Below are 24,997 nucleotides of genomic sequence, written 5' to 3' on the forward strand. Positions count from 1 at the left end.
GTCTTACCTGTACTGAACCGGGCGGCTGGCGGGATCGGCCTTGGCGATGATTTCGTCCATGTCGGCTTGCGGCGGGTAGATCCACAGCGTGTTGATGTTGTGCTTCAACGCTGCCGCGTCGGCGCCCGACATTTTCACTTCACGGTTCCAGCCCTCTGTGTAGACCGCATCGCCCGTGCCCAGCGCGAGACAGGTCACGTACAACTCCTGGTCGTAAGGCAGGGCAGGCAGGCCCAGTACATCGGCCATCGCATTGTGACCGGCCGAGCGGCCCAGGTTCATCGCGTGCTGGCACGACATCAATGCGTGGTTGCCCACTTTGTCCGATGCGGCGCGCGCCATGTCGCCGGTGGCGTAGATGTCGCTGTCGCCGACGCGCAGTGAGGGCGTGACGTGCAGGCGGCCGAACGAATCGCGTTCGCCCGACACTTGCGTTGCCAGTGCGCTGGCGCGTGCACCGGCGGTCCAGATGACGGTATCGGCTTCGATCCGTTCACCGCTGGCGGTGGTGATGCTGTTGGCATCAACCGCTGCCACTGCATCGCCGAGGCGCAGGATCACGCCCTTGTCGCGCAGCGATTGCTCGATGACTGGGCGCGGGCCGGCGCCCAGGTCAGGGCCGATTGCATCATTGCGTTCGACGATGATGACTTCAGTTTCCGCATCCGCACCGAGGATGGCGCGCAGGCGGGCCGGCATTTCGGCCGCTGTTTCAATCCCGGTGAAACCGCCGCCGCACACCACTACCGTATTGCGCGCCTTGCTGGCAGGGCGTTGCGCCAGTGCTTTCAGGTGCTGGTCTAGTTCCTGCGCTTCGCTCAACTGGTCGACGCTGAAAGCATGCTCCTTCAGGCCCGGGATGGCAGGGCGGAACAGTGTGCTGCCGCTGGCCAGAATCAGCTTGTCGTAGTTGAAGGATTGCTGTTGGCCGTTGGCGTCCGTGTAGGCGACGGCGTGGTCTTGCGGGTGGATCTGTTGCACGATGCCGGCGATGTAGCGCACGCCCGCTGCCTTGAACAATTCCACCAGCGATGGATTCATGCCCGACAGGTCTGCCTCGTACAGGCGAGGGCGAATGTGCAGTTCCGGCTGCGGCGAGATGATGGTGATGTCGATGGCTTCCTGCTTGCCTTCCAGGTGGCGCAGGCGGGCTGCCGAGAGTGCGCTCCACATATCAGTTCAGGAGTTGAATACGGCCTTCATTGCCTGCTGTTCCTTGTCGGTGAATCTGGCGAAGGGCGGGATGCGAGCGTGCGCGATCTGGCTGAGTTGCAGGGCGTGCCACTTGATTTTCTTGCCAAGATTTTCACCAAGCTGGCCAAGGCGGGACTGGTTGCGGCGACTGAGGGCGTGAAGAGCGGCTTTATGCTGGCGCGTCCGGCCAACAAGATTAGCGTGCTGGATGTAGTGACCGCCATCGATGGCGAGAAGGCGCTGTTTGAGTGCCGCGAAATTCGTTCGCGTTGTGCAGTGTTTGATGGCGAGCCGCCAACCTGGGCGACGTCCGGTACCTGCGCCGTGCACGCGGTGATGATCAGCGCCCAGCAACGTATGGAAGAAGCGCTAGCCGAACAGACCTTGCAAGACTTGGCGCAGCGCGTCGGCCGCAAGAGCCTCGCCAGCTACGACACCAAAGTCGTCAACTGGCTGGGCGAGCGTGCCAGCAAGCGCACAGCCAAAACTTAACGCGCTGCCAAGGCTCGCCGTGCAGCGTCCGGCGCGCTGAGGCGGAACTGGCTCACCACCTGATTCAACTCGCCCGCCTGGTCCTGCATGGCGGCGGCAGCGGCGGCGGCTTGCTCCACCAGCGCTGCATTCTGCTGCGTCACCTGATCCATCTGGCTGATGGCGATGTTGATTTGTTCAATGCCGCTGGTTTGCTCATGATTCGCCTGCGTGATTTCGCCAACGATTTCGGTTACACGGCGCACGCTGTCCTGCACCTCGTTCATGGTGCTGCCAGCCAGATCGACCAGCTGTGCGCCTGTTGCCACCTTGTCGACCGAATCATCAATCTTGTTCTCCAGCGCGCGCCGCTTCCACCGCCGCATTTAATGCCAGGATATTGGTCTGGAAGGCGATGCCGTCGATGACCGTAATGATGTCGACAATCTTGCGCGACGAGTCGTTAATCGCGTTCATGGTATCCACCACTTTCGCCACCACCGCGCCGCCGCGCTGCGCTACTTCGGTGGCTGATTGCGCCAGCTCGTTAGCCTGATGCGCATTGGCCGCGTTCTGCTTGACGGTGCTGGTCAACTCCTCCATCGACGCCGCCGTCTCTTCCAGCGAACTGGCTTGCTGCTCGGTGCGCGACGACAGATCCAGATTGCCGCTGGCGATTTCCGCCGATGCCGTGTTGATCGCACCAGTGCCGCTGCGCACGCGGCCGACGATGTGGGCGAGGTTGTCGTTCATCTGCCCCAGTGCTTCCAGCAGCTGGCCCATTTCGTCGCGCTGCTTGCTACTGATATTGCGTGTCAAATCGCCAGCCGCCACGGCGCGCGCCAATCCCAGCGCCAGTGCGACCACGCCCAGCCAAGCCATCACCTGCCGCGCCATTGCGATATCGTGCATGACCAGCTCACCGTTCTTCGTCACAGTGGCCTTCTGCATCTCGTTCAACTCGCGCACACTGTCCTGCAGGCGCGTGAGCTTGGGCAGCATGTCGGTGCGCAGCTGGGCGAGGGCGGCATCTCGCTGGCCGTCCGCCAGCATCCTGCCGACCTGCGTGAAGGACGCCACGTAAGCCTTGCGCTCATCGCGGATGCGGGCCAGCAGGGCTTTGCCTTCATCGGTGGCGAGCAGCTTGTCGAGCGTCTCCAGCGCGGCGGTGATGGTTTTTTTGTTGACGTCCATCTCGCTGCGGATTTGCTCCGTGCGCGCAGGCGTGTCGGTGGTGAAGAGTTCCAGCGTCAGCGCCGAATTGGCGCGCGTGGTGGTGCTGACCGTGGCTGCCGCTTCGGCCTTGATCCAGTCTTCGCCGGCTCCTCGTTAGAAACGAAAAACCAGTATAGCGTTGAATGCTGCGGTGCGGAAAAGAGGTGAGGAGAGATGTTGCGTGGACGGGACGCGCGTCCCATCCACGCTCAAGCTACTATCAGGCTGCTACTTTACCTTCGGCTGCTTCCACGCGGGCCAGCTGGCGATTGACTGCACTCAGCACGGCCTTGAAGGACGCGGTCAGGATGTTGCTGTCGGTGGCTGCGCCGAACAGGGTCGGGCCGTTGGCCAGACGCAGTTCAACATAGCATGCCGCCTTGGCGTTGGCGCCCGAACCGATCGAGTGCTCGTGGTAGTCCATCAGTTTGATGTCGAGACCCAGCGCATCGACGAAGGCATCGATCGGACCATTGCCGCCGCCTTGCAGCGCCAGTGGCGCGCCGTGATGGATCATGGCGATATCGATCTGCACCGGTTCATCGCTGCAGGTGTCTTCCACCATTTTGTGCGACTGGTAGGCGTATGGCGCATTTTGCTCGAAGTACTCTTTGCTGAAGATGTTGTAGATGCCTTCAGCGGTGATTTCGAGGCCGGTCTGGTCGGCCACTTGCTGCACCGCGCGGCTGAACTCAATTTGCAGGCGGCGTGGCAGCACCAGACCGAAGTCCTGTTCCAGCAAGTAGGCCATACCACCTTTGCCGGACTGGCTGTTGACGCGGATGACGGCGTCGTAGCTGCGGCCCAGGTCTTGCGGATCGATCGGCAGGTAAGGGATCTCCCAGATTGCATCGGCTTCCTGTTTGGCGAAACCTTTCTTGATTGCGTCCTGGTGCGAACCGGAGAAGGCGGTGAATACCAGGTCGCCAACGTACGGGTGACGCGGGTGCACCGGCAGCTGGTTGCACTCTTCAACCACCTTGCGTACTTCGTCGATGTCGGAGAAGTCCAGGCCGGGGTGTACGCCTTGGGTGTACAGGTTCAGTGCCAGGGTCACGAGATCGACGTTGCCGGTGCGTTCGCCGTTACCGAACAAGCAGCCTTCGACGCGGTCGGCGCCGGCCATCACGGCCAGTTCTGCCGATGCCACAGCGGTGCCGCGGTCGTTGTGCGGGTGGACCGAGATAATCAGCGAATCGCGGCGGGAGAGTTTGCGCGACATCCATTCGATCTGGTCGGCGTAGACGTTAGGCGTGCTGCATTCCACAGTCGACGGCAGATTGATGATCATCTTCTTGCCCGGAGTCGGTTCGAAGATCGCGATCACGGCGTCGCAAATATGCTTGGAGAAGTCCAGCTCCGTGGTAGAGAAGGATTCTGGCGTGTACTCGTAGCCCCAGTCGGTGTCCGGGTGCTGCTTGGTCAATTCTTTTACCAGCTTGGCACCGGTGGTGGCGATGCTGGTGATCTCTTCGCGCGACATGCCGAACACCACTTTGCGGAATACCGGCGCCACCGAGTTATACAAGTGGATGATGGCGCGCTTGGCGCCAACGCAGGATTCCACGGTGCGGCGGATCAGTTCATCGCGCGACTGGGTCAGCACGATGATGGTGACGTCGTCCGGGATGCGCTTTTCTTCAATCAGGATGCGCACGAAATCGAAGTCGGTCTGCGAAGCGGAAGGGAAGCCCACTTCGATTTCTTTGAGGCCGACCTTGATCAGCAAGTCGAACATGCGCAGTTTTTTCTCGATGCTCATCGGCTCGATCAGCGCCTGGTTACCGTCGCGCAGGTCGGTGCTCATCCAGATTGGCGGTTTGCTGATAATCGCGTTCGGCCAGGTGCGGTCGGTAAGTTGGACGGCTGGGAAGGCGCGGTATTTGCTCGCTGGGTTCTGCAACATCATGGTAGTGCTCCTGAATTCTGTGGTGGGGTGTGCTAAACGATGTGGCGAAAGGCTGCGGCGCGGCCACGGAATACTAGGCGCGGCAACCGATCGGTAGTTTTAGCAGGTGCGAAAAAGCTGGGAGCATCGGTACGACTTTCCTGATTTTTTGAAGGCAGGTGCGGCTTATGGCCGGCACTGGGGTACAACAGGGACGCGGATTAAACGCGTGCTAGTAGACGCGCTGCTAGCGATAGGGCGCTGGCAGGCGATAGCAGGAAAGCGGATAGGTGCAGATGCGAGATCATTCCTAGAATGTAAGCGATCCCCGCCGCAGCCGTCAAGCGATTTGATGTGAAGAAGAGTTATGCGTATTTGACATCGTTAGTATAAAAACATAGGATCGGGGCGATGCTTGCTGCCACTACTCCTGGAAAGGGACGAGATGAAACGCATGTTGAGTGCCATCTTTGTTTTTCTGACTTCTGTAGCCAATGCCGCGCCGGGCGACGGCATCCGCTTTGACCAGCATAAGACTGTCGATGGCTATTTGTTAGTCGTTCGCGGCACGCCGGGGCAGGCAGCGGATATTTTGGCGAGCGCCTATCAGCAGAAAGCGCAAGCCTTGTGCGAAGGTGCGCTGTTACCAAATCCACCGCTGGCAAGTGAGTATCCTTGGATCGACGGTGGCAATAATTTCTTATTCCCTGCCGGTGGTATTTTGTTGCCAATGCGGGTGCCGCACTGGGTTAAACAGGCGCCGTCATTAAGCGGCAAGGTGGAATGCCCTGGTGCAGAATGGCAAGCCGCCACTCCGCTGCGGTTGGCCATTGATGGTAATCTTGGAAGTGTCATTGCGTATTTTGATCAGGGTTTTGCTTCGTTCAATCGGGAGCAGTTGGAGGTTCCAGCTCCTGGTGCTACTTTCACTCAAATTGCGGCGAAGGCAGTGACGGAGGCATTCCGTGAACGCGGCTACGCGGTCGAAACAGCGCCGGAAGTAGCGCCGGGAGGCATGCGCATCGTGATTGACAAGCGTCCCGTCAGCGGTGAGTTTTTTGATGGCGTCGTCATGATGACCAAGCTAAATATGTTCGGGATAGACGAACGTAGTGTCGCGTTTTGCAGTTTTCGGATTGCGGCGCAGCTTAAAGACGCCAGCGAGCCCCTGATTCTTGGCCAGATGAATACAAGGGAGAGGATCCCTCCCATTTACGCAAACTGGAAAGAGCAAATGGCGAATGGGCCTTCAGACGCTATTAATGCGCATGCTTACGAGGTTCTGGCCCGCATCGTGAATGTTGACGTGAAAGCTGTCATACATGCGATACCGGCTGAAACGCTTGATAAACTGGTGCAGCCTTAGCATTCTGGCTGCGCCGCTGTGACGTTGACGCGTGCAGGGCCATCCGCCATACGGCCGATGACGGCGGCTTCGCCGAAGCCTTGATTGCGGAATATCTCCAGCACTTCATCTACGCTGCTGGCATTGCACGAGACCAGCAGACCGCCCGAGGTTTGCGGGTCGGTCAGCAGCGAGTGCTGGGCCGGCGTGATCGATTCGGCCAACGTGACGTCGCTGCCGTAGGCAGCCCAGTTGCGGCCGGAGGCGCCGGTGAAGTAGCCGTCATGCGCCAGTTGTTCTACGCCCGGCAGCAGCGGGATCTGTTTCATGTCCAGATGCGCTTCCAGCTTGGCGCCGCGCGCCAGTTCCAGCAGGTGGCCCAGCAAACCAAAGCCGGTGACGTCGGTCAGCGCGTGCACGCCGGTCAGTTCGGACAAGGCCTTGCCTGGCTTATTCAGCTTGGTGGTATTGGCGATCATGGCCTGGTAGCCCGCGTCATCGAGCGCGCCTTTTTTTAGTGCGGCCGACAGCACGCCTACGCCCAGTGGTTTGCCCAGCACCAGTACGTCGCCTGCTTTGGCGTCGGCGTTGCGCTTTACTTTCGATGGATGGATCAGGCCCATCACCACCAGCCCGTAGATCGGCTCCACCGAATCGATGGTGTGGCCGCCTGCAATCGGAATGCCCGCTTCGGCGCAAATCGATTCGCCGCCTTTGATGATCTGACCGATGGTTTCAATCGGCAGTTTGTTGATCGGCATGCCCACCAAGGCCAGCGCCATGATCGGCGTACCGCCCATCGCGTACACGTCGGAGATAGCGTTGGTGGCGGCGATGCGGCCGAAATCAAACGGATCGTCCACGATCGGCATGAAGAAATCCGTAGTGGCGATCAGCGCCTGTTCGTCATTGAGCTTGTAGACGGCGGCATCGTCAGAGGTTTCGATCCCCACCAGCAGTTCCTTCGGCACCGCGAAACCGCTGGAGTTCTTCAGGATTTCGGACAGCACGCCGGGCGCGATTTTGCAGCCGCAGCCGCCGCCGTGGGAGAAAGAGGTCAGTTTGATTGCTTCGTTGCTCATGATGGGAATCCTGTTGTATTACAATCGGCGCATGACTTCCAGCTCTTCTTCCTTCCGGAACGCCACGTCGCAGCAGCTGGCCGAGGCCCTGCAGCATGCACGGGATTATACGCTGTCGCTGTTCGAGTGTTTTGCCGCCGCCGGCATGGATGCATCACCGCGCGTGCCGCAGCTACGCATGATTAATCCGCCTTTGTGGGAGCTGGCCCGCATCGCCTGGTTCGCCGAGTGGTACATCCTGCGCGAAGCGGCATCCAGCCACCCGGCAGACGCCAACGGCAACTGCCTGCTGACCAAGGGCGATGACTGGTTCGACGCCGAGCGCGTGCCGCAACGCGCGCGCTGGACACTGGACTTGCCGAGCACCGGCGGCGTCAAGACCTACTGCCACGAAGTGCTGGACCGCGTGCTGGATAAACTGTCGCGCGAGGCCAACACGGACGACGCCCTGTACCCCTATCGCCTGGCGCTGGCGCAGGAAGACATGCACGGCGAAGCCTTCCTCTATACCTTGCAGACACTGGGCCTGCCAGCGCCGCTGCCACATATCGGCGACGCGCAGGGCGCCTTCGCGCCGTCAGAAATCGGCTTCCCCGGCGGTGCGCTGCAACTGGGGAGCAAGGCCGGCGCCGGCTTCACATTTGATAACGAACGCGGACAGCACGCCTTCCATGTAGCGCCGTTTCGCATGGATAGTGGTTTGGTAACCAACGCCCAGTATGCAGATTTCGTCACTGATGGCGGCTACGACAACCGCCAGTTCTGGAGCAATGCGGGCGCGGATTGGCTGATGCGGCAGGAGCGTTCCGCACCGCGTTTCTGGCAGCGCGACGGCGGGCAGTGGCGCACCATGCGCTTTGGGAAGCTGTCCACGCTGGGTGGAGGCGAGCCGGTAAGGCACGTGAATCTATATGAAGCACAGGCCTATTGCGCCTGGGCCGGACGCCGCCTGCCCACGGAAGCCGAATGGGAGTATGCCGCGCTTTCGGGCCACCCAGCCTTCCGCTGGGGCCAGCTGTGGGAGTGGACTGCCTCGCCGTTCGAGCCTTATCCCGGTTTCGAGGCGGACCGTTACCGCGAATACTCCGCACCGTGGTTCCACACCCACCAGGTGCTGCGTGGTGCTTCATTCGCTACGCCATCGCGTTTTGGCTCGGCCAAATTCCGTCATTTTCAGCTGCCGGAGCGCGACGATCTCTTTGCAGGATTCCGCACCTGCGCCTGGCCCGGATAGTTTCGCTTTTGGCGGGGGCTCTGCTATGCTTTTTGTTTTCGATAAAAACAAGGGCGCCCTCCATGAAACTGAAGCATCTCCTGATTTCTACCGCCATCCTGGGCGCGGTTGCGCAAACCAACGCAGCGGACCAAGTCACTGTGATCCGCGCCGGTAAGCTGGTCGACGTGGTCGCCGGCGCCGTGCTGAAAGACCAATCCATCGTTATCACCGGCGAGCGCATTAGCGCCGTCGGCCCGACCGCTTCGATCACCGTGCCGGCGGGCGCCAAGGTGATCGACCTGTCGGCGCAGACCGTGCTGCCAGGCCTGATCGACATGCATACCCACCTGACCGCTGATCCTTATCTGAGCGGCTACAACTCGCTGGGCGTATCGGACACCCGCGCCGCGCTGTACGGCGTACGTTCCGCGCGTAAAACGCTGGAAGCCGGTTTCACCACCGTCCGTAACGTCGGCGCCGGCGGCTTTGGCGACGTGGCGCTGCGCGATGCCATCAACGACGGCGACTTTATCGGCCCGCGCATGCGCACCGCTGGTTACGCCATCGGCATCAAGGGCGGCCACTGCGACGAAAACCTGCTGCCGCCGGATATGAACTTCACCGGCCGCGGCGTGGCCGACGGCCCGTGGGAAGCGCGCGCCAAGGTGCGCGAGATGGCCAAGTACGGTGCGGATGTGATCAAGATCTGCGCATCCGGCGGCGTGCTGTCGAAAGGTGACGAGCCGGGCGCACAGCAGTACACGCTGGAGGAGATGCAAGCCATCGTCAACGAAGCGCATAAGCTGGGCCGCAAGGTGGCAGCGCACGCCCACGGCACCAGCGCGATTCACGATGCGATTGTCGCCGGTGTGGATTCGATTGAACACGCAAGCCTGATCGATGAAGCCAACATCAAGCTGGCGAAAGAGAAGGGCACCTACCTGGTGATGGATATCTACGACGATGACTTCATTCTGCAGGAAGGCGAGAAGGCCGGCATGTTGCCGGAGTCGATCGAAAAAGAAAAAGCACTCGGCCAGCTGCAGCGCGATAACTTCCGCAAAGCCTTCAACGGCGGCGCCAAAATGGCCTTCGGTACCGACGCCGGCGTTTATCCGCACGGCGACAACGCCAAGCAGTTCTACTACATGGTCAAATACGGCATGAACTCGATGCAGGCCATCCAGGCTGCGACCATCAACGCCGCCGACCTGCTGGGCTGGAAAGACCGCGTCGGTTCGATCAGCGCGGGCAAGTTCGCCGACATCATCGCCGTCAAGGGCAATGCAGCCGAAGACGCCACCGAACTGACCAAAGTGTCGTTTGTAATGAAGGGCGGTACGGTAGTCCGTCAGCAGTAATGTGCTGCTAATGGTCTCGCAGGTCATCATGCTGGCTCGCGAGGCCATGTGGGCGGTGTAGGGAGAAGTTGTTTTTCTTTTTATACTGGTTGAATGCGTGCTTTACTTCTCTCTGTATTGTTGGTGCTGAGCGCTTGTGGTGGTGGTTCCGGTTCCTCCTCCGGAAATGCCACCGCAGGTAGTTCTTCCAGCGGCTCCACTGCCTCCACCACCTTTTCCGTTTCCGATCCCGCCACCGTTGGTTCGCTGGCAGCGATGACGGACGCGCTGGTGGTCGGCGATCATATCGTGGTGCGTTCGCGCTCCGCCTCCTTCGTCACCAAGAATGGCCAGCCGGCGTATGCGGGCACGCGGCTTAGCGTGCTGGATAAGCAGGGCAAGCTGGTCTCCAGCACCGACTACGGTTTCTCGCTGGCCGCCGGCTACACAGGCGAGTGGCTGATGCTGCTGTCGCCGGATGGCTTCATCATGGTGCAGGCCAGCGCCGGTACCAAGTTGCTGCACTTCGACGCGCAGGCCAAGCTGGCCGGCAGCGCCACCGATCTTTATCCGGTCGTAGCGGCGACATCCACCACTGAATATGCGGCGGCCGAAAACGGCGGCGCGGTGGATGGTAACGGCTTCTGGGTGGCCACTACTTTCTCGCTGCTGCCGGTCACTGACAAGACCCAGTATGTGCTCAAGCTGTGCAAATTCGATTTCAACGGCAAGCAGCTTACGCCGCCATTCATGATTTCCACCTCGGCGTTGCATCCGCGCGTGGCGGCGGACGGCGGCGTAGTGCTCGCATCATGGATGGAAGGTGGCGGCGCCACGCTGGCCATGTGGGCCAAGGGCGCGGGCGCCCCGACCATCCGCTCAATCAATACCGGCGGCTCGCAGCCCTATCCGGTAGCGCTTAACGCCAGCGGAAAAATGGGCGTGCTGTGGAACGGTAAAGCCACCATCACCACCACCGGCGGTGTGATGGGAGTGGCGGTCGATAACAACGGCGCGCCAGTGCTGCCCACCGGCCGCACCGACCTGACGCAGGAGACTCTGTCCACCAACTGGAACGGCAACCCGCATGAGACGGAGATCGATGCGCATGCCTTCAGCGGCGGCCTCTCCATCGCCAGCAGCGTGTATGGAACGTTCAAGACTGGAGACCCGAGCAGCGATATACTGGTGCTGGCCGATTACACGATCGGTTCAGATGCGCTGTCGGCGCAAACGCCGTCGGTATCCCGCTTCATCCTGCCTGGCCGCGCCGCGCTGGGCACTAGTCCCGTGTTCCGCCAGATGCTGTTTGCCGATCACGCCGTGCTGCTGGCCGGCGACGACGATCACCTGTTGGCTTATAACGTCACGCGCAGCCGCTGAACCCTGTTTGTCGTAGACAAACTCATCAATTTGCGGCATCGTCTGTCGTTTTGCAAACGGGATGATGATGGAAGCGTTTAAAAAACTAAAAATTGGTACCCAGCTGGCGCTGAGCTTCGGGACGTTGACTGCGCTGATGCTGATCATGGCGACCTTCGCCATCGTACGTACCAACTCGATCACCAACGCCTTCCACAACGAGCAGCAGCTGATGGACACCAAGCTGGAGCCGATGTACGTGGCGCGCGAAGCGTTGGCGCAGACCGGCCTGGCCGCGCGTAATGCCTACATCTTTGCCGACGATGCGCAGGCCGCAAAAGAACTTACACTGCTGGACGAGCAGCGCGCTGTCTATTTGGCCGCGCTGGAGAAAATGACCCCTGCCTTCAAGGGCGATGCCAATTTCGACAAGGTGCGCAGCGGCTTGCTGAAGATGGCTGATGCGCTCAAGCGCGTGCGCGAGCTGCGCACTGCCGGTGACGCGCAAGCCTTCGCCGCCTTCCTGACCAACGAATGCAGCCCGTTGCGCCGCCAGATCGTGGCCGATATCGCCGTGGTGCTGAAGGCCGCACAGGACGAGACTCGCGCCGCCAGCGCCGGCGTGGATGCGCATGCGAACGACGCCTTCCTGTGGATCGTGCTGCAAGCGGTGCTGTCGCTGGTGGTGAGCATGGCGATTGCGTGGGTGAATACGCAGATGCTGCTCAAGCAGCTGGGCGGCGAGCCTGCCTACGCCACCGATATCGCCAACAAGATCGCCGAGGGCGACCTGTCGGTGAACGTGGAAGTGAAAGCCAACGACAAAACCAGCCTGCTACACGCGATTGCGGCCATGCGCGACAGCCTGTCGTCCATCGTCGGCCAGGTACGCGAGGGGACTAACCACATCACCACCGCCTCGTCGGAAATCGCCAGCGGCAACCGCGATCTGTCGGCGCGTACCGAGCACCAGTCGGAATCGCTGGAGAAGGTCGCCACGGCGATGGAAGAACTGACCGGCACCGTGCGCCAGAATGCGCACAACGCCATGCAGGCCAATACGCTGGCAGTGTCGGCGTCCAATGTGTCGGAGCAGGGTGGGCAGGTGATGGAGCAGGTGACTGAGACCATGGCGTCGATTAACGCGTCGTCGAAGAAGATCGCCAACATCATTTCGGTCATCGACGGCATCGCCTTCCAGACCAATATCCTGGCGTTGAACGCGGCGGTGGAAGCAGCGCGCGCCGGTGAGCAGGGGCGCGGCTTTGCTGTCGTGGCGACCGAGGTGCGCAGCCTTGCGCAGCGTTCGGCCGCAGCGGCCAAGGAAATCAAGACGCTGATCGATGACTCGGTCGACAAAGTAGGCGCCGGCTCTGCGCAAGTGCACAAGGCCGCAGAGACCATGCATGAAGTGGTGACCAGCGTGAAACGCGTGACCGAGATCATGGGCGAAATCAGTGGCGCCAGCATGGAGCAGACGGCCGGTATCGAGCAAGTCAACAACGCCATCGGCGAAATGGACAGCATGACGCAGCAGAACACTGCGTTGGTCGAGCAGGCGTCGGCCGCCGCACAGGAGTTGCAGGACCAGGCCACCAGTCTGGCCCACGTGGTGGACGTATTCAAGCTGGAGTCGCACACCGCCAGCGTGACTGGCCTGCGTGGCCGAGCGCGCAAGCCTGCCGCTGCTCCTGCCGCATCGCACGCTGACGACGAAATCCGCCGCATCGCCAACGGTTAATGAAGATGCATTAATCACTTGCATGCAGCACGTTGCTCATTACATAATTGAAAAATAATTATCATGATGGGGAGTGTGCTGCATGAAGCGCGTATTCAAATGGCTGGCGATTGCGCTGGCTACCGTGGTACTGGTGGTGGCGGCACTGATCGCCCATACGATTTACTTCAAGCCGCTGAAACTGAACTGGTTCTACACCAGGGTGTTTGCGGCATTCGCCATCGACAGTCCGGAGATGCTGTCGTCCATGCGCATCCTGCCCGGCTGGGCGGACTTTTACAGCGCCAAGCTGGATGACGCTTCGCCCGCGCGCGAGCAAAAGGCGCTGGAGCTGGTGAAGAACAGCCTCGCCACGCTCAAACAATACGACCGCAATCAGCTGGACCGCGAAGGCCAGCTGTCGTACGACACGCTGTCCTACTACCTGCAGATACAAGCGGACGGCGAAGCGTTCGACAAGCACGACTTCCCGGTCAACCAGATGCAGGGCGTGCAAAGCGCGCTGCCGGATTTCATGGGGCAGGTGCACCAGGTTGGAAGCAAGGTCGAGGCGGAGAACTACATCACGCGTTTGAAGCTGTTCCCGGTCAAATTCACGCAGCTGACGGAGAGCTTGCGCCTGCGTGAATCGCGCGGCATCATCCCGCCGCGCTTCACGGTGGAGAAGGTGCTCAAGCAGATGAACGGCATGATCGCCGTCGCGCCAGAGCAGCATCCGCTGTACGTCACCTTCAAGGAAAAGCTGGACAAGATCCCCGCAGCGGAAATGGATGGCGATACGCGTACGCGCTTGCTGGCCGCCGTTGCTGGTGCTGTGAAGGACCAGGTGTATCCGGCCTATCGCGGCTTGATCAGCTACTTCGAGGCGCTGGCGCCCAAGGCCAAGGAAAACAACGGCGCATGGAGTCTGCCGAACGGCGACGCCTACTACGCCTGGGCTGTGCGCATGCACACTACCACCAACATGACGCCGCAGCAGGTGCATGAACTGGGCCTGTCGGAAGTGGCGCGCGTGAGTACGGAGATGGACGCTATCCTGAAGTCGCAAGGCCTCAGTGATGGCACTATCGGCGCGCGCGTGCAGCAGCTGGCGCGTTCGCCCGACCAGCAATATGCGAATACCCCGGAAGGCAAGAAGGCCATGCTGGCGCAGTATCAAGCTATTTTGGATGATGTGAACAAAGGCCTGGGCAGCGCGTTCGACCTGCGTCCTAAACTGGGCGTAAAAGTGGAGCAGGTGCCGCCGTCGTCGGAAGCGACTGCGCCGGGTGCGTATTACATGATGGGTTCTTTCGACGGCTCGCGTCCGGGCGTGTTCTACGCGAACATGCGCAATCCGGGCGATACGCCGAAATTCGCCATGCGCACGCTGGCTTATCACGAAGGCATACCAGGCCACCATTTCCAGATCGCGATTGCGCAGGAAATGCAGGACGTGCCGTTCTTCCGCCGCGTGCTGCCGTTCACTGCCTACCAGGAAGGCTGGGCGCTGTATGCCGAGCGGCTGGCGTATGAGATGGGCTTCGAGCAGAATCCGCTCGATAACCTCGGCCGCCTGCGCGATGAGATGATGCGTGCCACGCGACTGGTGGTCGATTCGGGTATTCACTACAAGCACTGGACGCGCGAGCAGGCCATCAGCTACATGATGGATAACACCGGCATGGCCGAAGGCGATGTGACGGCGGAGATCGAGCGCTACTTCGTCGCGCCGGGGCAGGCCTTGGCGTACAAGGTCGGCATGCTGAAGATACTGGCGCTGCGCGAGCACGCCAAGCAGGAGCTGGGCGATAAATTCGATCTGAAGCAGTTCCATAACGAAGTGCTGTCGCATGGCGCCTTGCCGCTGTCGGTGCTGGAGCGCGTGATCAATGACTGGATCGCGAAGCGCAAGCAGGCATGAAGATAGGTCTGCAAACGTGGGGTAGCCACGGCGACATCCGGCCGTTCCTGGCTCTGGCGGAAGGCTTGCAACTGGCGGGGCATGAGGTCACGCTGCTGATCACCTGCGTGGATAGTGATGCCTACGCCGGCGTGACTTCGGCTGCCGGTGTGCGCATCCGCGTGCTGGCGTCGCCGGTCATCACGCCAGAGGAGGGCGCGGAGATTGGCTGGTCTATCCTTAGTTCGCGCGATCCCCTAAAGCAGATGTCTTTAATCCTGCGGCGTTGCTTTGGACCGGCGGAGGACGTGATGTTCTCCGCAGCCCGCGAACTGGCGGCGGAGTCGGACCTGCTGGTGGGCCATTACTTCATGCATCCCTTGCAGATCGCGGCGGAGCATGCGGGCAAGCCCTATGTGAGCGTGCTGCTGTCGCATGCGGCGATACCGAGCGCTTACAGTCATCCGCTAGGCCTTCCGCGCATCTTCAACAAATTTTTGTGGTGGCTTACGCGTATCTTGCTGCATCGCGTGTTGAGTCCCTACGTCAATCGCTTGCGCGCGCAAGTGGGCTTGGCTGCGACCAAGGATGTGGTCAGCGATGTGTGGCTGTCGCCTTACCTGACCTTGGCCGCAGTGAGCCCGCAGATCTGCGAGCGCCAGCCGGATTGGCCGTCATCGCTGCAGGTATGCGGCTTCCTCGATATGCCGAACATCACGCTGGAAGGGCGCTTGACGGAGGAGTTGGAAGTCTTCCTCGCGGCAGGCGAGCCGCCGGTCTATATGAGCTTCGGCAGTTGGACGCCAAGCGACATTTCCAATCAAAGCGAGCATCTGCGCCTGCTCACCGAAGCGGCCAAACTGGCAGGCTGCCGCGCCATCATCCAGACGCACGATGCAGCGGCTTGCGGCTTCCGATCGGATACGCAGATCCTGTATGTGAGCGCCTCTCCGCATCACCTGGTGTTCCCGCGTTGCGCGGCGGTGGTGCATCACGGCGGCGCCGGCACCACGCAATCGACGACGCTGGCGGGCAAACCGTCGGTGGTTGTTGCACACATCAGCGAGCAGGAACACTGGGGTAAAGAGCTGCAGCGTCTCGGCGTGGCGGGCAAACTGGCGAAGCGCAGCAGCGTCAGCGCCAAACAACTCGCTGCCCGCATCAAGGCGCTGCGTCCCGAGATGCAGGTACGAGCCACCGCCGTCGCCCGTGCAATGGCAACTGAAAATGGCGTGGCGCGAGCTGTCGCTTTGATTAATGAAAGCATGAGATGAAAAATCTTTGCAGGGCATTGCTGCTTATCGCCGCAGGTATGTTGTCCGCTTCACAGGTCTTCGCTGAGGTGAATGATACGGCGACGGAGCGCCGGTTTTCGATCTTGGCTGGCGGGCCGGGGCTGGATCAGCCGCAGGGTACGGCGGTAATGCAGGCGCATGTGCTGGCGACTGCTGATGCAATTCGCGCACTATAACTCTCGTAAAATTTATCTCGAAATGCAACGCGAAAAACATATTTCTTGCCAAGCTATTTGCATTAGGCCGCTAACTGTAGATGATGGCATCGCTTTTAAGGCCCTTCGCATTGCTGCGATTGTCGATTCTCCTATCGCTGTTTCGTCTACAGCCGAGGAAGAAGCATCGCGCACTCCCGCCGAGATTCAGGCGAGGATAGAGCAGACTGCCCATCAAGTGGTATTTGGTGCTTTTGTTGATACGAGACTAGTTGCAATGGCCGGGCTAAGACGTGAAGCGTTCGTTCAAATGTCCCACAAGGCCACCTTATGGGGCGTGTTCGTGCAGCCTGAGCTGCGGAAGGAAGGCGTCGCCCGAGAATTGCTCATGCGTGTTGTGGAACACGCCAGGAAGATGGGCGTCCTACAAATCCATCTATCCGTTAACGTCGAAAATCACCGGGCTAAAAATCTTTACGACTCCTTGGGCTTTGAGACTTTTGGATTAGAGCCTCGCTCCATGAGGGTAGTTGGGAGGTTCTACGACGAACTGCTTATGTGCTTACGTCTGGACCAATAAAATTTAGGCTGATTTCCGGTTTAAGTTAACTTGTATTTTTGGAAATTAGCTATAAATGAAAGCCTCTCTATCCTGGAAAGATCCTCATGCGTCGCCTCCTCCTTGCTTTTGTAGTCACATCCCTGTTTTTGAATAGCGCTAACGCAAATGCGACTGATACTGTCCCGGCTTACATCGGCAAGCATGTCGCTACCCCGGAGGATACGCGGGCAATCAACAAAGTGATCGAAGATTTTCAGACGGCTATCAAAACTAAAGATCGGAAGCTACTTTCTACACTTGTTCTGAATTCCAATATCCTATTTGATTCGCCTATGAATCCGGAGGATATCGAATACGTGCGCGACAAACATGACACAACATTCGACGGTTTGCGTGCAGGCGGATACGGCGAATTTGCACGCGTCATCGGCATGTCCAAAGAAGCCATCGAAGAGCGGTTCTACAACGTGAAAATTACCCAGGACGGCAACGTGGCATGGGTGATGTTCGACTATGAATTTGTCCGTGATGGAAAAACGCAGAACTATGGAATTGAAACGTGGCAAATGATGAAGGTCATCGGCGGAAGTTGGAAAATCGCCAGCGTCATGTGGACGATGAACCGGCCATCGACTTAAGATAGAGCATCGGAGTTTTTAGTGCAATTATTTCACTTCCATGAGCAGCTACACCAGCTACCGCCCGAAGACAAAATCGCTCATCTCCGTCGGCCAACTCAATTGGCCTGACGTGAAAGACTTGTCGGCAGGGGAGCAATTCGAGCAGTTCTCAAAAATCTTGTTAGGTGCAATCGCACGCATCGGCGAAATGAAACGCAAGCCTAAAAACTTCGACTACGCGGCATTTCATGCCACCGTTGAACGGATGCTGGCCCGTTGTTCTGTCGATCAGATAGTGGCTTAACTGCTTCGTATATTTTTAGATCATGGATTTTTTTAAAATCTCCGCGCTGTTTTTTGTGACTGCGCTTGCCGAGATCGTCGGCTGCTATTTGCCTTGGCTGGTGCTAAAGCAGGGCCGGTCTGCCTGGCTGTTGTTGCCGGCGGCTTTGTCGCTTGCTGTTTTCGCCTGGCTGCTTACGTTGCATCCGACAGCTGCGGGCCGTACTTACGCCGCATATGGCGGCGCGTACATTTGCGTCGCGCTGCTGTGGCTCCGGTTTGTAGACGGCGTGGCGTTGAACCGTTTCGATGCGATAGGCGCTGTGCTGGCGCTGGCCGGCATGGCCGTCATCGCATTGCAACCGGTGAGGTAGACGATGGTTTCCCGAAAAGTCATTGCCGGCATTTTGATCGGCGCTACGTATGGTTTGACGGTGCGGTTTGGATTGTAGGATGCGAATGTCCATCCCGTCATCGGCACTATTGCGTCCATACTCGGTGGGCTGGTCGGGGGCTGATACACAATCATGACCGGGTGGGCCGCTCGACCTTGCCGGTGCTGGTCGAGCGAACTTGGTTTCTCCTTTGTGCACTTGATCGGACTACCACGGCCGCTGGAGGCGCAGATGAATAACGGCGTGCGCACCAGCCGCTGGGAAAAGCATGTCTGGTTCCAGGAGGTGGTGACGGAATCGAGCAAGCCGTATGCTTTGCGCTATCGCTTCGTGGTTCCGAAGGGCGCCATTCCGCGTGAGGCGCTGGACGAACATGTCGAAATCAACGGTGAATACTTCGAACTGGTTGATGGCGGCTACACGCTTCAAGCCACGCCGGACGGCGGCACGGACCTGAGCCTGACTACGCGCTTCATCAACAAGTCGCGCTTGCAAACCTACGGTAACCTGTGGGGTAAGCTGGTGCTGAAGGACTTCCACCGTTCTATCCTCGGCTTGATGAAGTCCCGCTCGGAGCAGCCGGCGCTTTAGTCTGGAGCTGGTGCGCGAATTCCGCCAGCTCTTGCGCGTTCAAATCCGAGACTGCGCAGAAGATCATGCCTTCCTGTGACCAGCGCAGTAGCTGGAAACCTTGGTGCTCGCCGTGCTGCATGCCACGCGCGCTCGCCGGCCATACGTACACGTTGATAATGTGCTGGCGATGGCCGTACACCAGCGCGGCCACCGGCCGTTGTTGGAGATAGTCCAGCCGGCCGCCGATTAAGGGGAAGCCTTCAGCTGCAAGGTCGTGTACCGGCGGCGAAAAATCAAGCTTGCCCGCGAACCAGGGTTTGACGGTGTGACGGTCGGTGGATGCTACGTCAGCCAGGTGATTCGGCATCAAGGCGCGGAAATGGCTGGCGACCAGTTCCTGCTCCAGCAATGTATCGGCCGACGGTTGGTTCAAGTACAGCGACAGTGTGATGGCAAAAGCGCCACTGGCAAGTGTCGCCAGTCCGAGGTTGATCCATGCCCAAGGCCAGCGGGCCGGCTGCTGGCGCGACGGTGCTGCAGCATGACGCTGCGCTGCCAGCGCCGTTTGGATGCGGTGGCGCAGGTGCGCTGGCGCGGCATGCATGCTCGCCTCGGTGGTCACGCGCTGATGCAGCGCCGCCAGTTGCTCCATCGTGGCGCGGCAGGTGGCGCAGCTATCGAGATGCTCGTGCAGGCGCGATGCGCCGGCTGCATCGAGCTCGCCATCGAGGTACGCCGACATCAACTCTTGCGTTTGTTGGCAATTCATTTTGACTCTCCCAGATACGCCAGCAGCATTTGGCGCGCGCGCGACAGGCGCGACATCACTGTGCCGATCGGCGCCGCCGTCACTTCGGCGATCTGCTTGTACGACAGTTCATCCATCTCTTTCAGCACCAGCACTTCGCGGAAGGCCAACGGCAGCCGCGCCAGCGCCTCGTTGACGGTGCGGGCGGTGTCGTGGCTGGCGGCTATGTCGGCGGGATCGCCGCCCGCATCCTGGTCGTGCAGGGCTTCGTCGAAGCTGACATCGCCGCGTTCCGCTTGTCCATCGCGCAGCGTGGTGTAGTAGGTGTGCCGCACGATGGTCAACAGCCATGCGCGCGCATCGCCGCCGCGGAAGCCGCCGGCAAAGCGGAAGGCGCGCAGATAGGCATTCTGCACCAGGTCATCCGCATCATGTTCGTTGCGGGTGAGCCAGCGCGCGAGGTTGTAGGCCGCATCCAGATGTGGCATGGCCATCGCTTCGAAGCGGGCGGTGTCGTCGTCGTCCAAATACTTGTCCATGTAGTGGTCCAGTGAATGAAGACTCGGCAGGCCTGGGTTTTATTCCCATTTTTCGCAGAAAAAAATAAAAATATTTTTCCGGGAATAGCGGGTACGCGATGCGAGTTTTAGTGGGTAGGACTGACCAACGTACTACTCACGAGAGGAGCATAACATGACAGATCGCAGGGATTTTCTCAGGCTGGGGGCAGTGGGCGGAGGCGCCGTCTTCCTGTCCGGTCTTTATGGCCACGCGCTGGCCGACAACAGCTACGACGATTTCTATTTCGTCCAGCTGTCCGATTCGCACTGGGGCTACAAAGGCCCAGCCAATCCTGAAGCCGAGCAGACGCTGAAGCAGGCGGTGGAAGCGGTCAACGCGCTGGCGCAGCCGCCAGAATTCATCGTCTTTACCGGCGACCTTACTCACACCACCGACGATCCGGCCGAGCGCCGCCGGCGCATGACGGAGTTCAAGACCATCGTCGCTGAACTAAAGGTGAAGAATATCCACTTCCTGCCGGGCGAGCATGACGCCTCACTGGACAAGGGTGAAGCGTTCATCGAACACTTCGGCCGCACGCACTACAGCTTCGATCATAAGGGCGTGCATTTCATCGCGATCGACAATGTGTCCGATCCCGGCGCGCGCATCGGCGAGGCGCAGCTGGCGTGGCTGAAGGAAGATTTGGCCAAGCAGACAAAGGATGCGCGCATCGTCGTGTTGACTCACCGGCCGCTATTCGACCTTGCGCCAACCTGGGACTGGGCCACGCGCGACGGCCAGCAGGCGATTGATTTACTGATGCATTACCAGAACGTGACGGTATTCTACGGCCATATCCATCAGGAGCATCACCATTTGAGCGGCCATATTGCGCACCATTCGGCGAAGTCACTGATCTTCCCATTGCCTGCACCGGGTTCGCAGGAGCGGCGTACGCCATTACCGTGGGACTCGGCGATGCCGGGCAAGGGACTGGGCTTCCGTGAAGTGGAGGCTGAGGCGAAGCCGGTGGCTTACCAGATCAAAGAATTCGCAGCGCAGAAAGGATGAACATGATCACCAACAAACGCAGGCTGCTGCTGGCGGCGCCGTTGGCGCTGGTGGTGCTGGCGCAAGCCAAAACCAAGGAACGCGTCATCAAGATTGAGGCGCGCAAGTTCCGCTATCAACCGAACGTGATCGAAGTGAAGAAAGGGGAGGCGGTGGTGCTGGAGTTCACGGCGGTGGATTTTCCGCATGGTTTCAGCCTTCCGGAGTTCCAGCTGCGTGCCGACTTGATGATCGACAAACCGGTGCGCGTGTCATTGAAGCCGGACCGGGTGGGGCGGTTCGGCTTCTTGTGCGATAACTTCTGCGGTAGCGGCCATGAGGAAATGGCCGGTACGCTGATCGTCAAAGACTGATTACAGCAGCGACTCGGCGAGGTCGGTCAGGTCGTCTGCGTATTCCAGTTCGACCAGCTGCTTGCGAGCGACGCCGCTGCGCCATGCCGCCGTGGCGATCTTCGGCGTAACGCCGCTCAGCAGACGCGGATCCAGCAGGCCCGGGACGATGTAGTCTTTGCTGAAGCGAGCATCGCTACGCGCCATGTCGGCCAGGGCGACCACGCAAGCACGCTTCATCTCCTGGTTGATGGTGGTCGCGCCCGAGTCCAGCGCTGCGCGGAACAGGTAAGGGAAGCACAGCGCGTTGTTGATCTGGTTCGGATAGTCGGAACGGCCGGTGGCAATGATGGCATCCGGCGCCGCTTCACGCACCAGCTCCGGACGCAGTTCCGGTTCCGGATTCGCCAGCGTGAACACGATAGGCTGCGCCGTCATGCGCTGGATGTCCATCGGCGACAACACGCCTGGACCCGATACGCCGAGGAATACGTCCGCACCTTCCATCACTTCCGACAGCGTGGTGGCCGAAGTATCCTGCGCCCATGCGGCCTTTTCGCCGTCGAGATTACGCTCGGTGGTCAGTACGCCTTTGCTGTCGCAGACAAAAATGTTCTGGCGCTGTGCGCCCAGGTCCACCAGCAGTTCCAGGCAGGCGATGGCCGCCGCGCCGGCACCGGAGCAGACGATTTTCGCAGTCGCGATATCGCGGCCGGTCATTTCGATCGCATTCAGCATGCCTGCGCCGACCACGATGGCGGTGCCGTGCTGGTCATCGTGGAAGACTGGAATCGATAAACGTTCACGCAGTTTGCGCTCGATGTAGAAGCACTCCGGCGCCTTGATGTCTTCCAGGTTGATGCCGCCGAAAGTTGGATGCAGGGCGGCGATGATGTCTACCAGTTTATCCGGATCGCTTTCGTCGATCTCGATATCAAACGCATCGATGCCGGCGAATTTTTTGAACAGCACGACTTTCCCTTCCATCACCGGTTTGCCTGCCAGCGCGCCGATGTTGCCCAGTCCGAGCACCGCGCTGCCGTTGGTGATGACGCCCACCAGGTTGCCCTTGGCGGTGTATTCGTAGGCCTTGGCCGGATCATGCTTGATCTCTACACACGGTGCGGCGACGCCCGGCGAATACGCCAGCGCCAGGTCTTCTTGCGTACTCACGCTCTTGGTGATTTCGATGGCGATCTTGCCCGCGCTGCCTGCGCGGTGATAGGCCAATGCTTTTTGTTCGATAGTACTCATATGCTGTTCCTTACAATGCGAAAAACGCCTGCACGGCGTAAAACCGTGCAGGCGCAAACTGCTGGGGATTCAGTGAATCATGGGTACAGACCGCGCACTTCACGCGCTTGCAGCACGCGGGTGCAAGCGAGGATAAAGGTTGCGGTGCGCAGGGTTACTTTCTTTTCCTGCACAACGGTCCATACCGCATTGAACGCATCTTGCATGATGCGAGTTAAGCGGGCATTAATTTCGTCTTCGCTCCAGAAGAAACTGGAGAAGTCCTGTACCCACTCGAAGTACGACACGGTGACGCCGCCTGCATTGGCCAGTACGTCCGGTACGATCAGCACATCTTTATCAGTCAGGATGTCGTCCGCTTCCGGCGTGGTCGGGCCGTTGGCGCCTTCCAGGATGATCTTGGTGCGGATGCGCGGTGCGTTGGCAGCGGTGATCTGCTGTTCCAGTGCGGCCGGGATCAGGATGTCTGATTCCACGTCCCAGAATGCATCGCGATCAAGGATCGCTTCAGCGCCAGGGAAGCCAGCAACGGCGCCGGTTTCCGCTACGTGCTTGTGCAGACGGGCGATATCCAGGCCACCTTGGTGCACCACGGTTGCGGTGTGATCTTGTACGGCGATGACTTTAGAGCCAGCTTCCGCGAACATGGTAGCAGCGACGCCGCCAACGTTACCGAAGCCTTGCACTGCAACGCGTGCACCGGCAATCGTTACACCGCGTTTGGCGGCGGCTTCGCGGCCTACCACGAACACGCCGCGGCCGGTCGCTTCACGGCGGCCCAGCGAGCCACCCAGCGAGATTGGTTTGCCGGTCACCACGCCAGTCGACAGGTTACCTTCGATCATGGCGTAGGAGTCCATCATCCACGCCATTACTTGTTCGTTGGTGTTGACGTCCGGTGCAGGGATGTCTTTATTAGGGCCGATAATCAGGCTGATTTCGCTGGTGTAGCGGCGGGTCAGGCGCTGCAGTTCACCACGCGACAGGGTCTTGGGATCGACACGGATGCCGCCTTTGGCACCGCCGTATGGCACGTTGACTGCTGCATTTTTCACGGTCATCCACGCCGACAGTGCCATCACTTCCGACAGGGTCACGTCCTGGTGGAATCGCACGCCGCCTTTGCCTGGACCACGCGACATATTGTGCTGCACGCGATAGCCTTCGTAGTGGGCGATGCTGCCGTCATCGCGCTCGATCGGCACGTCAACGGTCAGGATGCGCTTAGGGCGCTTGAGGGTTTCGACCCAACGCGACAGGCTACCGAGGTGCGGGGTAACGCGGTCGATTTGCTGCAGATAGACACCCCAAGGGCCGAGATCTTCGGCGTTGAGGTAGGAAGGCAGTGCGTGTTGTGCTTGTACAGAGGTCATGCTCAAGGCTCCTGTGAATTCGTTGAGTGAACACTGCTCGTGGCAGTGCTCAAGTGGGACGAATCATAGGCTTGGAGCCTTTAGAGCGGCCAATGCTGTATGCGCATTCGGCTATGCAAATAATGCATAGTTATCTCTCCGATACCGGAACGCGGCGTTTTTTTGCACCGTGATTTTGCTGCGCATCGAGGAATTCCCACAGCCGCTCCACGATCGGTTTGCCGCGCCGGTGCGCCGACGGACGCTCGCGGTACAGGCGGATTTCCATTTCGATTTCCCAGTCCGAGGTATCGCCGTCGGCGCGTGCAAGCTGTTTTTGTTTTAACTCGCGGGTGACCGCAGATTCCGGCAGGAAGGCGATGCCGCGTCCTTCAAGCGCCATCATTTTCAATCCCTCGGCCATGTCGGTTTCGTAATGTGGCTCCAGGTGTAATGGCGTTTTGGTATCGCTCAAAATCAGCTCCACCATGCGCCCGAGGTAGGCGTTGTTGGTGTAGGAGAGGAAGGGCAGCGGTGCGCGTTTGGTGCCCGGCAGTTTGAATTCGGGCACCTTGTTTTTATCGCAGCGTGCATAGGCGCGCAGTGATTCGTGGCCCAGTACCAGCATGTCGTAGCGGCCTGGATCCAGCTGCACCGGCTGGCGCGGATGGTGATAGCACAGCAGCAGGTCGCAGCCGCCTTCGACCAATTGCAGCACGGCGTCGTGGACGTTCAATGCCATCAGGCGACTGCGGATCGGTGCGAAATCTTCTTCGAGTTTGGTCAGCCACTTTGGCACGAAGGTGAGCGACAAAGTGTGCGGCACCGCGAGGTCGATACTGGTCTGCGCGGCGGCGCGTTTTGAACGCAGCATTTCGCGCGCGCCGTTGATCTTCGATAGCATCTCCAGCGCCTGCTCGTAGAACACAATGCCCGCCGGCGTTAAGCGCGTTGGATACGAGGTACGGTCGATCAGGTCTGTGCCCAGCCAGTTTTCCAGTGACTGGATGCGGCGAGAAAAAGCGGGCTGCGTCACGTGGCGCAGCGCCGCCGAGCGGCTGAAGTTATTGGTCTCTACCAGCGAGATGAAGTCTTCCAGCCATTTGGTTTCCATGCAG

Annotated in this window: 24 protein-coding genes and 1 pseudogene; 16 read left to right on the forward strand and 9 right to left on the reverse strand. The window is 59.8% G+C overall.

Annotated elements, in window-relative coordinates; all coding sequences use genetic code 11:
- Positions 1-3: 3 nt before the first annotated feature.
- Entirely contained in the window at positions 4-1,173 is a 1,170-nt protein-coding gene (locus GTP46_RS29805; RefSeq protein ID WP_161007387.1) for an NAD(P)/FAD-dependent oxidoreductase, read from the reverse strand.
- Between GTP46_RS29805 and GTP46_RS29470 the strand changes: the two genes are divergently transcribed.
- Complete coding sequence (locus tag GTP46_RS29470; protein WP_371869664.1) at positions 1,138-1,686, forward strand: RrF2 family transcriptional regulator; 549 nt, start codon at positions 1,138-1,140, stop codon at positions 1,684-1,686. The genes GTP46_RS29805 and GTP46_RS29470 overlap by 36 nt on opposite strands.
- Here GTP46_RS29470 and GTP46_RS30195 read toward each other — a convergent pair.
- Both GTP46_RS30195 and leuA read right to left on the reverse strand, forming a co-directional pair.
- Positions 1,683-2,982: pseudogene (locus tag GTP46_RS30195) on the reverse strand (methyl-accepting chemotaxis protein); the annotation flags it as partial. The gene GTP46_RS29470 and the pseudogene GTP46_RS30195 sit on opposite strands and share 4 nt — an antisense overlap.
- Positions 2,983-3,100: 118 nt before the next feature.
- Entirely contained in the window at positions 3,101-4,789 is a 1,689-nt protein-coding gene (gene leuA / locus GTP46_RS14765) for a 2-isopropylmalate synthase (protein ID WP_161007388.1), read from the reverse strand.
- Between the two features lie 424 nt (positions 4,790-5,213).
- Here leuA and GTP46_RS14770 point away from each other — a divergent pair, with 424 nt between their 5' ends.
- Positions 5,214-6,134 carry a hypothetical protein gene (locus tag GTP46_RS14770; RefSeq protein ID WP_161007389.1) on the forward strand — a complete coding sequence of 307 codons (921 nt, stop codon included), beginning with the start codon at positions 5,214-5,216 and terminating at the stop codon, positions 6,132-6,134.
- Here GTP46_RS14770 and selD read toward each other — a convergent pair.
- Positions 6,131-7,195: a selenide, water dikinase SelD gene (gene selD, locus GTP46_RS14775; protein WP_161007390.1), complete on the reverse strand. Its 1,065-nt coding sequence runs from the start codon at positions 7,193-7,195 to the stop codon at positions 6,131-6,133. The genes GTP46_RS14770 and selD overlap by 4 nt on opposite strands.
- Positions 7,196-7,226: 31 nt before the next feature.
- On the opposite strand from selD, the gene senA reads away from it, so the two are divergent.
- The 12 genes from senA to GTP46_RS14835 all read left to right on the forward strand — a co-directional run bounded on the left by senA (position 7,227) and on the right by GTP46_RS14835 (position 18,636).
- Entirely contained in the window at positions 7,227-8,429 is a 1,203-nt protein-coding gene (senA, locus tag GTP46_RS14780) for a selenoneine synthase SenA (protein WP_229258948.1), read from the forward strand.
- Positions 8,430-8,491: 62 nt separating this feature from the next.
- Entirely contained in the window at positions 8,492-9,772 is a 1,281-nt protein-coding gene (locus GTP46_RS14785) for a Xaa-Pro dipeptidase (protein WP_161007391.1), read from the forward strand.
- Between the two features lie 93 nt (positions 9,773-9,865).
- Positions 9,866-11,134, forward strand: coding sequence for a hypothetical protein (locus tag GTP46_RS14790; protein WP_161007392.1), 1,269 nt, complete (start codon positions 9,866-9,868; stop codon positions 11,132-11,134).
- Positions 11,135-11,201: 67 nt separating this feature from the next.
- The gene (locus tag GTP46_RS14795; protein WP_161007452.1) at positions 11,202-12,854 is read left to right on the forward strand and encodes a methyl-accepting chemotaxis protein; all 1,653 of its coding nucleotides are present in this window, start codon (positions 11,202-11,204) and stop codon (positions 12,852-12,854) included.
- 82 nt (positions 12,855-12,936) lie between these two features.
- Entirely contained in the window at positions 12,937-14,757 is a 1,821-nt protein-coding gene (locus GTP46_RS14800) for a DUF885 domain-containing protein (RefSeq protein ID WP_161007393.1), read from the forward strand.
- Complete coding sequence (locus GTP46_RS14805) at positions 14,754-16,010, forward strand: glycosyltransferase (protein WP_161007394.1); 1,257 nt, start codon at positions 14,754-14,756, stop codon at positions 16,008-16,010. Before GTP46_RS14800 ends, GTP46_RS14805 begins: the two co-directional genes overlap by 4 nt.
- The gene (locus GTP46_RS14810) at positions 16,007-16,207 is read left to right on the forward strand and encodes a hypothetical protein (protein ID WP_161007395.1); all 201 of its coding nucleotides are present in this window, start codon (positions 16,007-16,009) and stop codon (positions 16,205-16,207) included. Before GTP46_RS14805 ends, GTP46_RS14810 begins: the two co-directional genes overlap by 4 nt.
- Positions 16,188-16,766 carry a GNAT family N-acetyltransferase gene (locus GTP46_RS14815; RefSeq protein ID WP_308495431.1) on the forward strand — a complete coding sequence of 193 codons (579 nt, stop codon included), beginning with the start codon at positions 16,188-16,190 and terminating at the stop codon, positions 16,764-16,766. Before GTP46_RS14810 ends, GTP46_RS14815 begins: the two co-directional genes overlap by 20 nt.
- A gap of 86 nt (positions 16,767-16,852) precedes the next feature.
- Positions 16,853-17,386, forward strand: coding sequence for a Cif family virulence factor (locus GTP46_RS14820; protein ID WP_161007396.1), 534 nt, complete (start codon positions 16,853-16,855; stop codon positions 17,384-17,386).
- 40 nt (positions 17,387-17,426) lie between these two features.
- Positions 17,427-17,672, forward strand: coding sequence for a hypothetical protein (locus GTP46_RS14825; protein ID WP_161007397.1), 246 nt, complete (start codon positions 17,427-17,429; stop codon positions 17,670-17,672).
- Between the two features lie 22 nt (positions 17,673-17,694).
- Positions 17,695-18,024: a YnfA family protein gene (locus GTP46_RS14830; protein WP_161007398.1), complete on the forward strand. Its 330-nt coding sequence runs from the start codon at positions 17,695-17,697 to the stop codon at positions 18,022-18,024.
- A gap of 252 nt (positions 18,025-18,276) precedes the next feature.
- Positions 18,277-18,636, forward strand: a complete 360-nt coding sequence (locus tag GTP46_RS14835; RefSeq protein ID WP_161007399.1) for a hypothetical protein — start codon at positions 18,277-18,279, stop codon at positions 18,634-18,636.
- Here the strand turns inward: GTP46_RS14835 and GTP46_RS14840 are convergent.
- Together GTP46_RS14840 and GTP46_RS14845 are read right to left on the reverse strand one after the other, a co-directional pair.
- The gene (locus GTP46_RS14840; protein WP_161007400.1) at positions 18,590-19,387 is read right to left on the reverse strand and encodes an anti-sigma factor family protein; all 798 of its coding nucleotides are present in this window, start codon (positions 19,385-19,387) and stop codon (positions 18,590-18,592) included. The two genes, GTP46_RS14835 and GTP46_RS14840, sit on opposite strands and share 47 nt — an antisense overlap.
- On the reverse strand, positions 19,384-19,905 hold the full coding sequence (locus GTP46_RS14845; protein ID WP_161007401.1) for a sigma-70 family RNA polymerase sigma factor: 522 nt from the start codon (positions 19,903-19,905) through the stop codon (positions 19,384-19,386). The genes GTP46_RS14840 and GTP46_RS14845 overlap by 4 nt, the downstream gene beginning before the upstream one ends.
- Before the next feature lie 154 nt (positions 19,906-20,059).
- Here GTP46_RS14845 and GTP46_RS14850 point away from each other — a divergent pair, with 154 nt between their 5' ends.
- Both GTP46_RS14850 and GTP46_RS14855 read left to right on the forward strand, forming a co-directional pair.
- Positions 20,060-20,941, forward strand: coding sequence for a metallophosphoesterase family protein (locus GTP46_RS14850; protein ID WP_161007402.1), 882 nt, complete (start codon positions 20,060-20,062; stop codon positions 20,939-20,941).
- A gap of 2 nt (positions 20,942-20,943) precedes the next feature.
- Positions 20,944-21,294 carry a cupredoxin domain-containing protein gene (locus GTP46_RS14855; protein ID WP_229258949.1) on the forward strand — a complete coding sequence of 117 codons (351 nt, stop codon included), beginning with the start codon at positions 20,944-20,946 and terminating at the stop codon, positions 21,292-21,294.
- Here GTP46_RS14855 and GTP46_RS14860 read toward each other — a convergent pair whose 3' ends face one another.
- From GTP46_RS14860 to GTP46_RS14870, 3 genes are all read right to left on the reverse strand, one after another.
- Entirely contained in the window at positions 21,295-22,527 is a 1,233-nt protein-coding gene (locus tag GTP46_RS14860) for a malic enzyme-like NAD(P)-binding protein (RefSeq protein ID WP_161007404.1), read from the reverse strand. It lies immediately after the preceding gene.
- 77 nt (positions 22,528-22,604) lie between these two features.
- Positions 22,605-23,900 carry a Glu/Leu/Phe/Val family dehydrogenase gene (locus GTP46_RS14865; protein WP_161007405.1) on the reverse strand — a complete coding sequence of 432 codons (1,296 nt, stop codon included), beginning with the start codon at positions 23,898-23,900 and terminating at the stop codon, positions 22,605-22,607.
- A gap of 130 nt (positions 23,901-24,030) precedes the next feature.
- On the reverse strand, positions 24,031-24,993 hold the full coding sequence (locus tag GTP46_RS14870; protein WP_161007406.1) for a LysR substrate-binding domain-containing protein: 963 nt from the start codon (positions 24,991-24,993) through the stop codon (positions 24,031-24,033).
- Between the last annotated feature and the right edge of the window lie 4 nt (positions 24,994-24,997).

The organism is Duganella flavida (assembly GCF_009857445.1).
GTDB lineage: Bacteria > Pseudomonadota > Gammaproteobacteria > Burkholderiales > Burkholderiaceae_D > Rugamonas > Rugamonas flavida.

What these genes read in the sequence shown, in the direction of transcription:
- GTP46_RS14815 (WP_308495431.1), top strand. Translation starts at nt 16,188, where the DNA reads ATGCAATTCGCGCACTATAACTCTCGTAAAATTTATCTCGAAATGCAA.
- GTP46_RS29805 (WP_161007387.1), bottom strand. Translation starts at nt 1,173, where the DNA reads ATGTGGAGCGCACTCTCGGCAGCCCGCCTGCGCCACCTGGAAGGCAAG.
- GTP46_RS14845 (WP_161007401.1), bottom strand. Translation starts at nt 19,905, where the DNA reads ATGGACAAGTATTTGGACGACGACGACACCGCCCGCTTCGAAGCGATG.
- selD (WP_161007390.1), bottom strand. Translation starts at nt 7,195, where the DNA reads ATGAGCAACGAAGCAATCAAACTGACCTCTTTCTCCCACGGCGGCGGC.
- GTP46_RS14865 (WP_161007405.1), bottom strand. Translation starts at nt 23,900, where the DNA reads ATGACCTCTGTACAAGCACAACACGCACTGCCTTCCTACCTCAACGCC.
- GTP46_RS14805 (WP_161007394.1), top strand. Translation starts at nt 14,754, where the DNA reads ATGAAGATAGGTCTGCAAACGTGGGGTAGCCACGGCGACATCCGGCCG.
- GTP46_RS14770 (WP_161007389.1), top strand. Translation starts at nt 5,214, where the DNA reads ATGAAACGCATGTTGAGTGCCATCTTTGTTTTTCTGACTTCTGTAGCC.
- GTP46_RS14855 (WP_229258949.1), top strand. Translation starts at nt 20,944, where the DNA reads ATGATCACCAACAAACGCAGGCTGCTGCTGGCGGCGCCGTTGGCGCTG.
- GTP46_RS14785 (WP_161007391.1), top strand. Translation starts at nt 8,492, where the DNA reads ATGAAACTGAAGCATCTCCTGATTTCTACCGCCATCCTGGGCGCGGTT.
- senA (WP_229258948.1), top strand. Translation starts at nt 7,227, where the DNA reads ATGACTTCCAGCTCTTCTTCCTTCCGGAACGCCACGTCGCAGCAGCTG.
- GTP46_RS14840 (WP_161007400.1), bottom strand. Translation starts at nt 19,387, where the DNA reads ATGAATTGCCAACAAACGCAAGAGTTGATGTCGGCGTACCTCGATGGC.
- GTP46_RS14820 (WP_161007396.1), top strand. Translation starts at nt 16,853, where the DNA reads ATGCGTCGCCTCCTCCTTGCTTTTGTAGTCACATCCCTGTTTTTGAAT.
- leuA (WP_161007388.1), bottom strand. Translation starts at nt 4,789, where the DNA reads ATGATGTTGCAGAACCCAGCGAGCAAATACCGCGCCTTCCCAGCCGTC.
- GTP46_RS14860 (WP_161007404.1), bottom strand. Translation starts at nt 22,527, where the DNA reads ATGAGTACTATCGAACAAAAAGCATTGGCCTATCACCGCGCAGGCAGC.
- GTP46_RS14810 (WP_161007395.1), top strand. Translation starts at nt 16,007, where the DNA reads ATGAAAAATCTTTGCAGGGCATTGCTGCTTATCGCCGCAGGTATGTTG.
- GTP46_RS14825 (WP_161007397.1), top strand. Translation starts at nt 17,427, where the DNA reads ATGAGCAGCTACACCAGCTACCGCCCGAAGACAAAATCGCTCATCTCC.
- GTP46_RS14870 (WP_161007406.1), bottom strand. Translation starts at nt 24,993, where the DNA reads ATGGAAACCAAATGGCTGGAAGACTTCATCTCGCTGGTAGAGACCAAT.
- GTP46_RS14795 (WP_161007452.1), top strand. Translation starts at nt 11,202, where the DNA reads ATGGAAGCGTTTAAAAAACTAAAAATTGGTACCCAGCTGGCGCTGAGC.
- GTP46_RS14830 (WP_161007398.1), top strand. Translation starts at nt 17,695, where the DNA reads ATGGATTTTTTTAAAATCTCCGCGCTGTTTTTTGTGACTGCGCTTGCC.
- GTP46_RS14850 (WP_161007402.1), top strand. Translation starts at nt 20,060, where the DNA reads ATGACAGATCGCAGGGATTTTCTCAGGCTGGGGGCAGTGGGCGGAGGC.
- GTP46_RS14835 (WP_161007399.1), top strand. Translation starts at nt 18,277, where the DNA reads ATGAATAACGGCGTGCGCACCAGCCGCTGGGAAAAGCATGTCTGGTTC.
- GTP46_RS14790 (WP_161007392.1), top strand. Translation starts at nt 9,866, where the DNA reads ATGCGTGCTTTACTTCTCTCTGTATTGTTGGTGCTGAGCGCTTGTGGT.
- GTP46_RS14800 (WP_161007393.1), top strand. Translation starts at nt 12,937, where the DNA reads ATGAAGCGCGTATTCAAATGGCTGGCGATTGCGCTGGCTACCGTGGTA.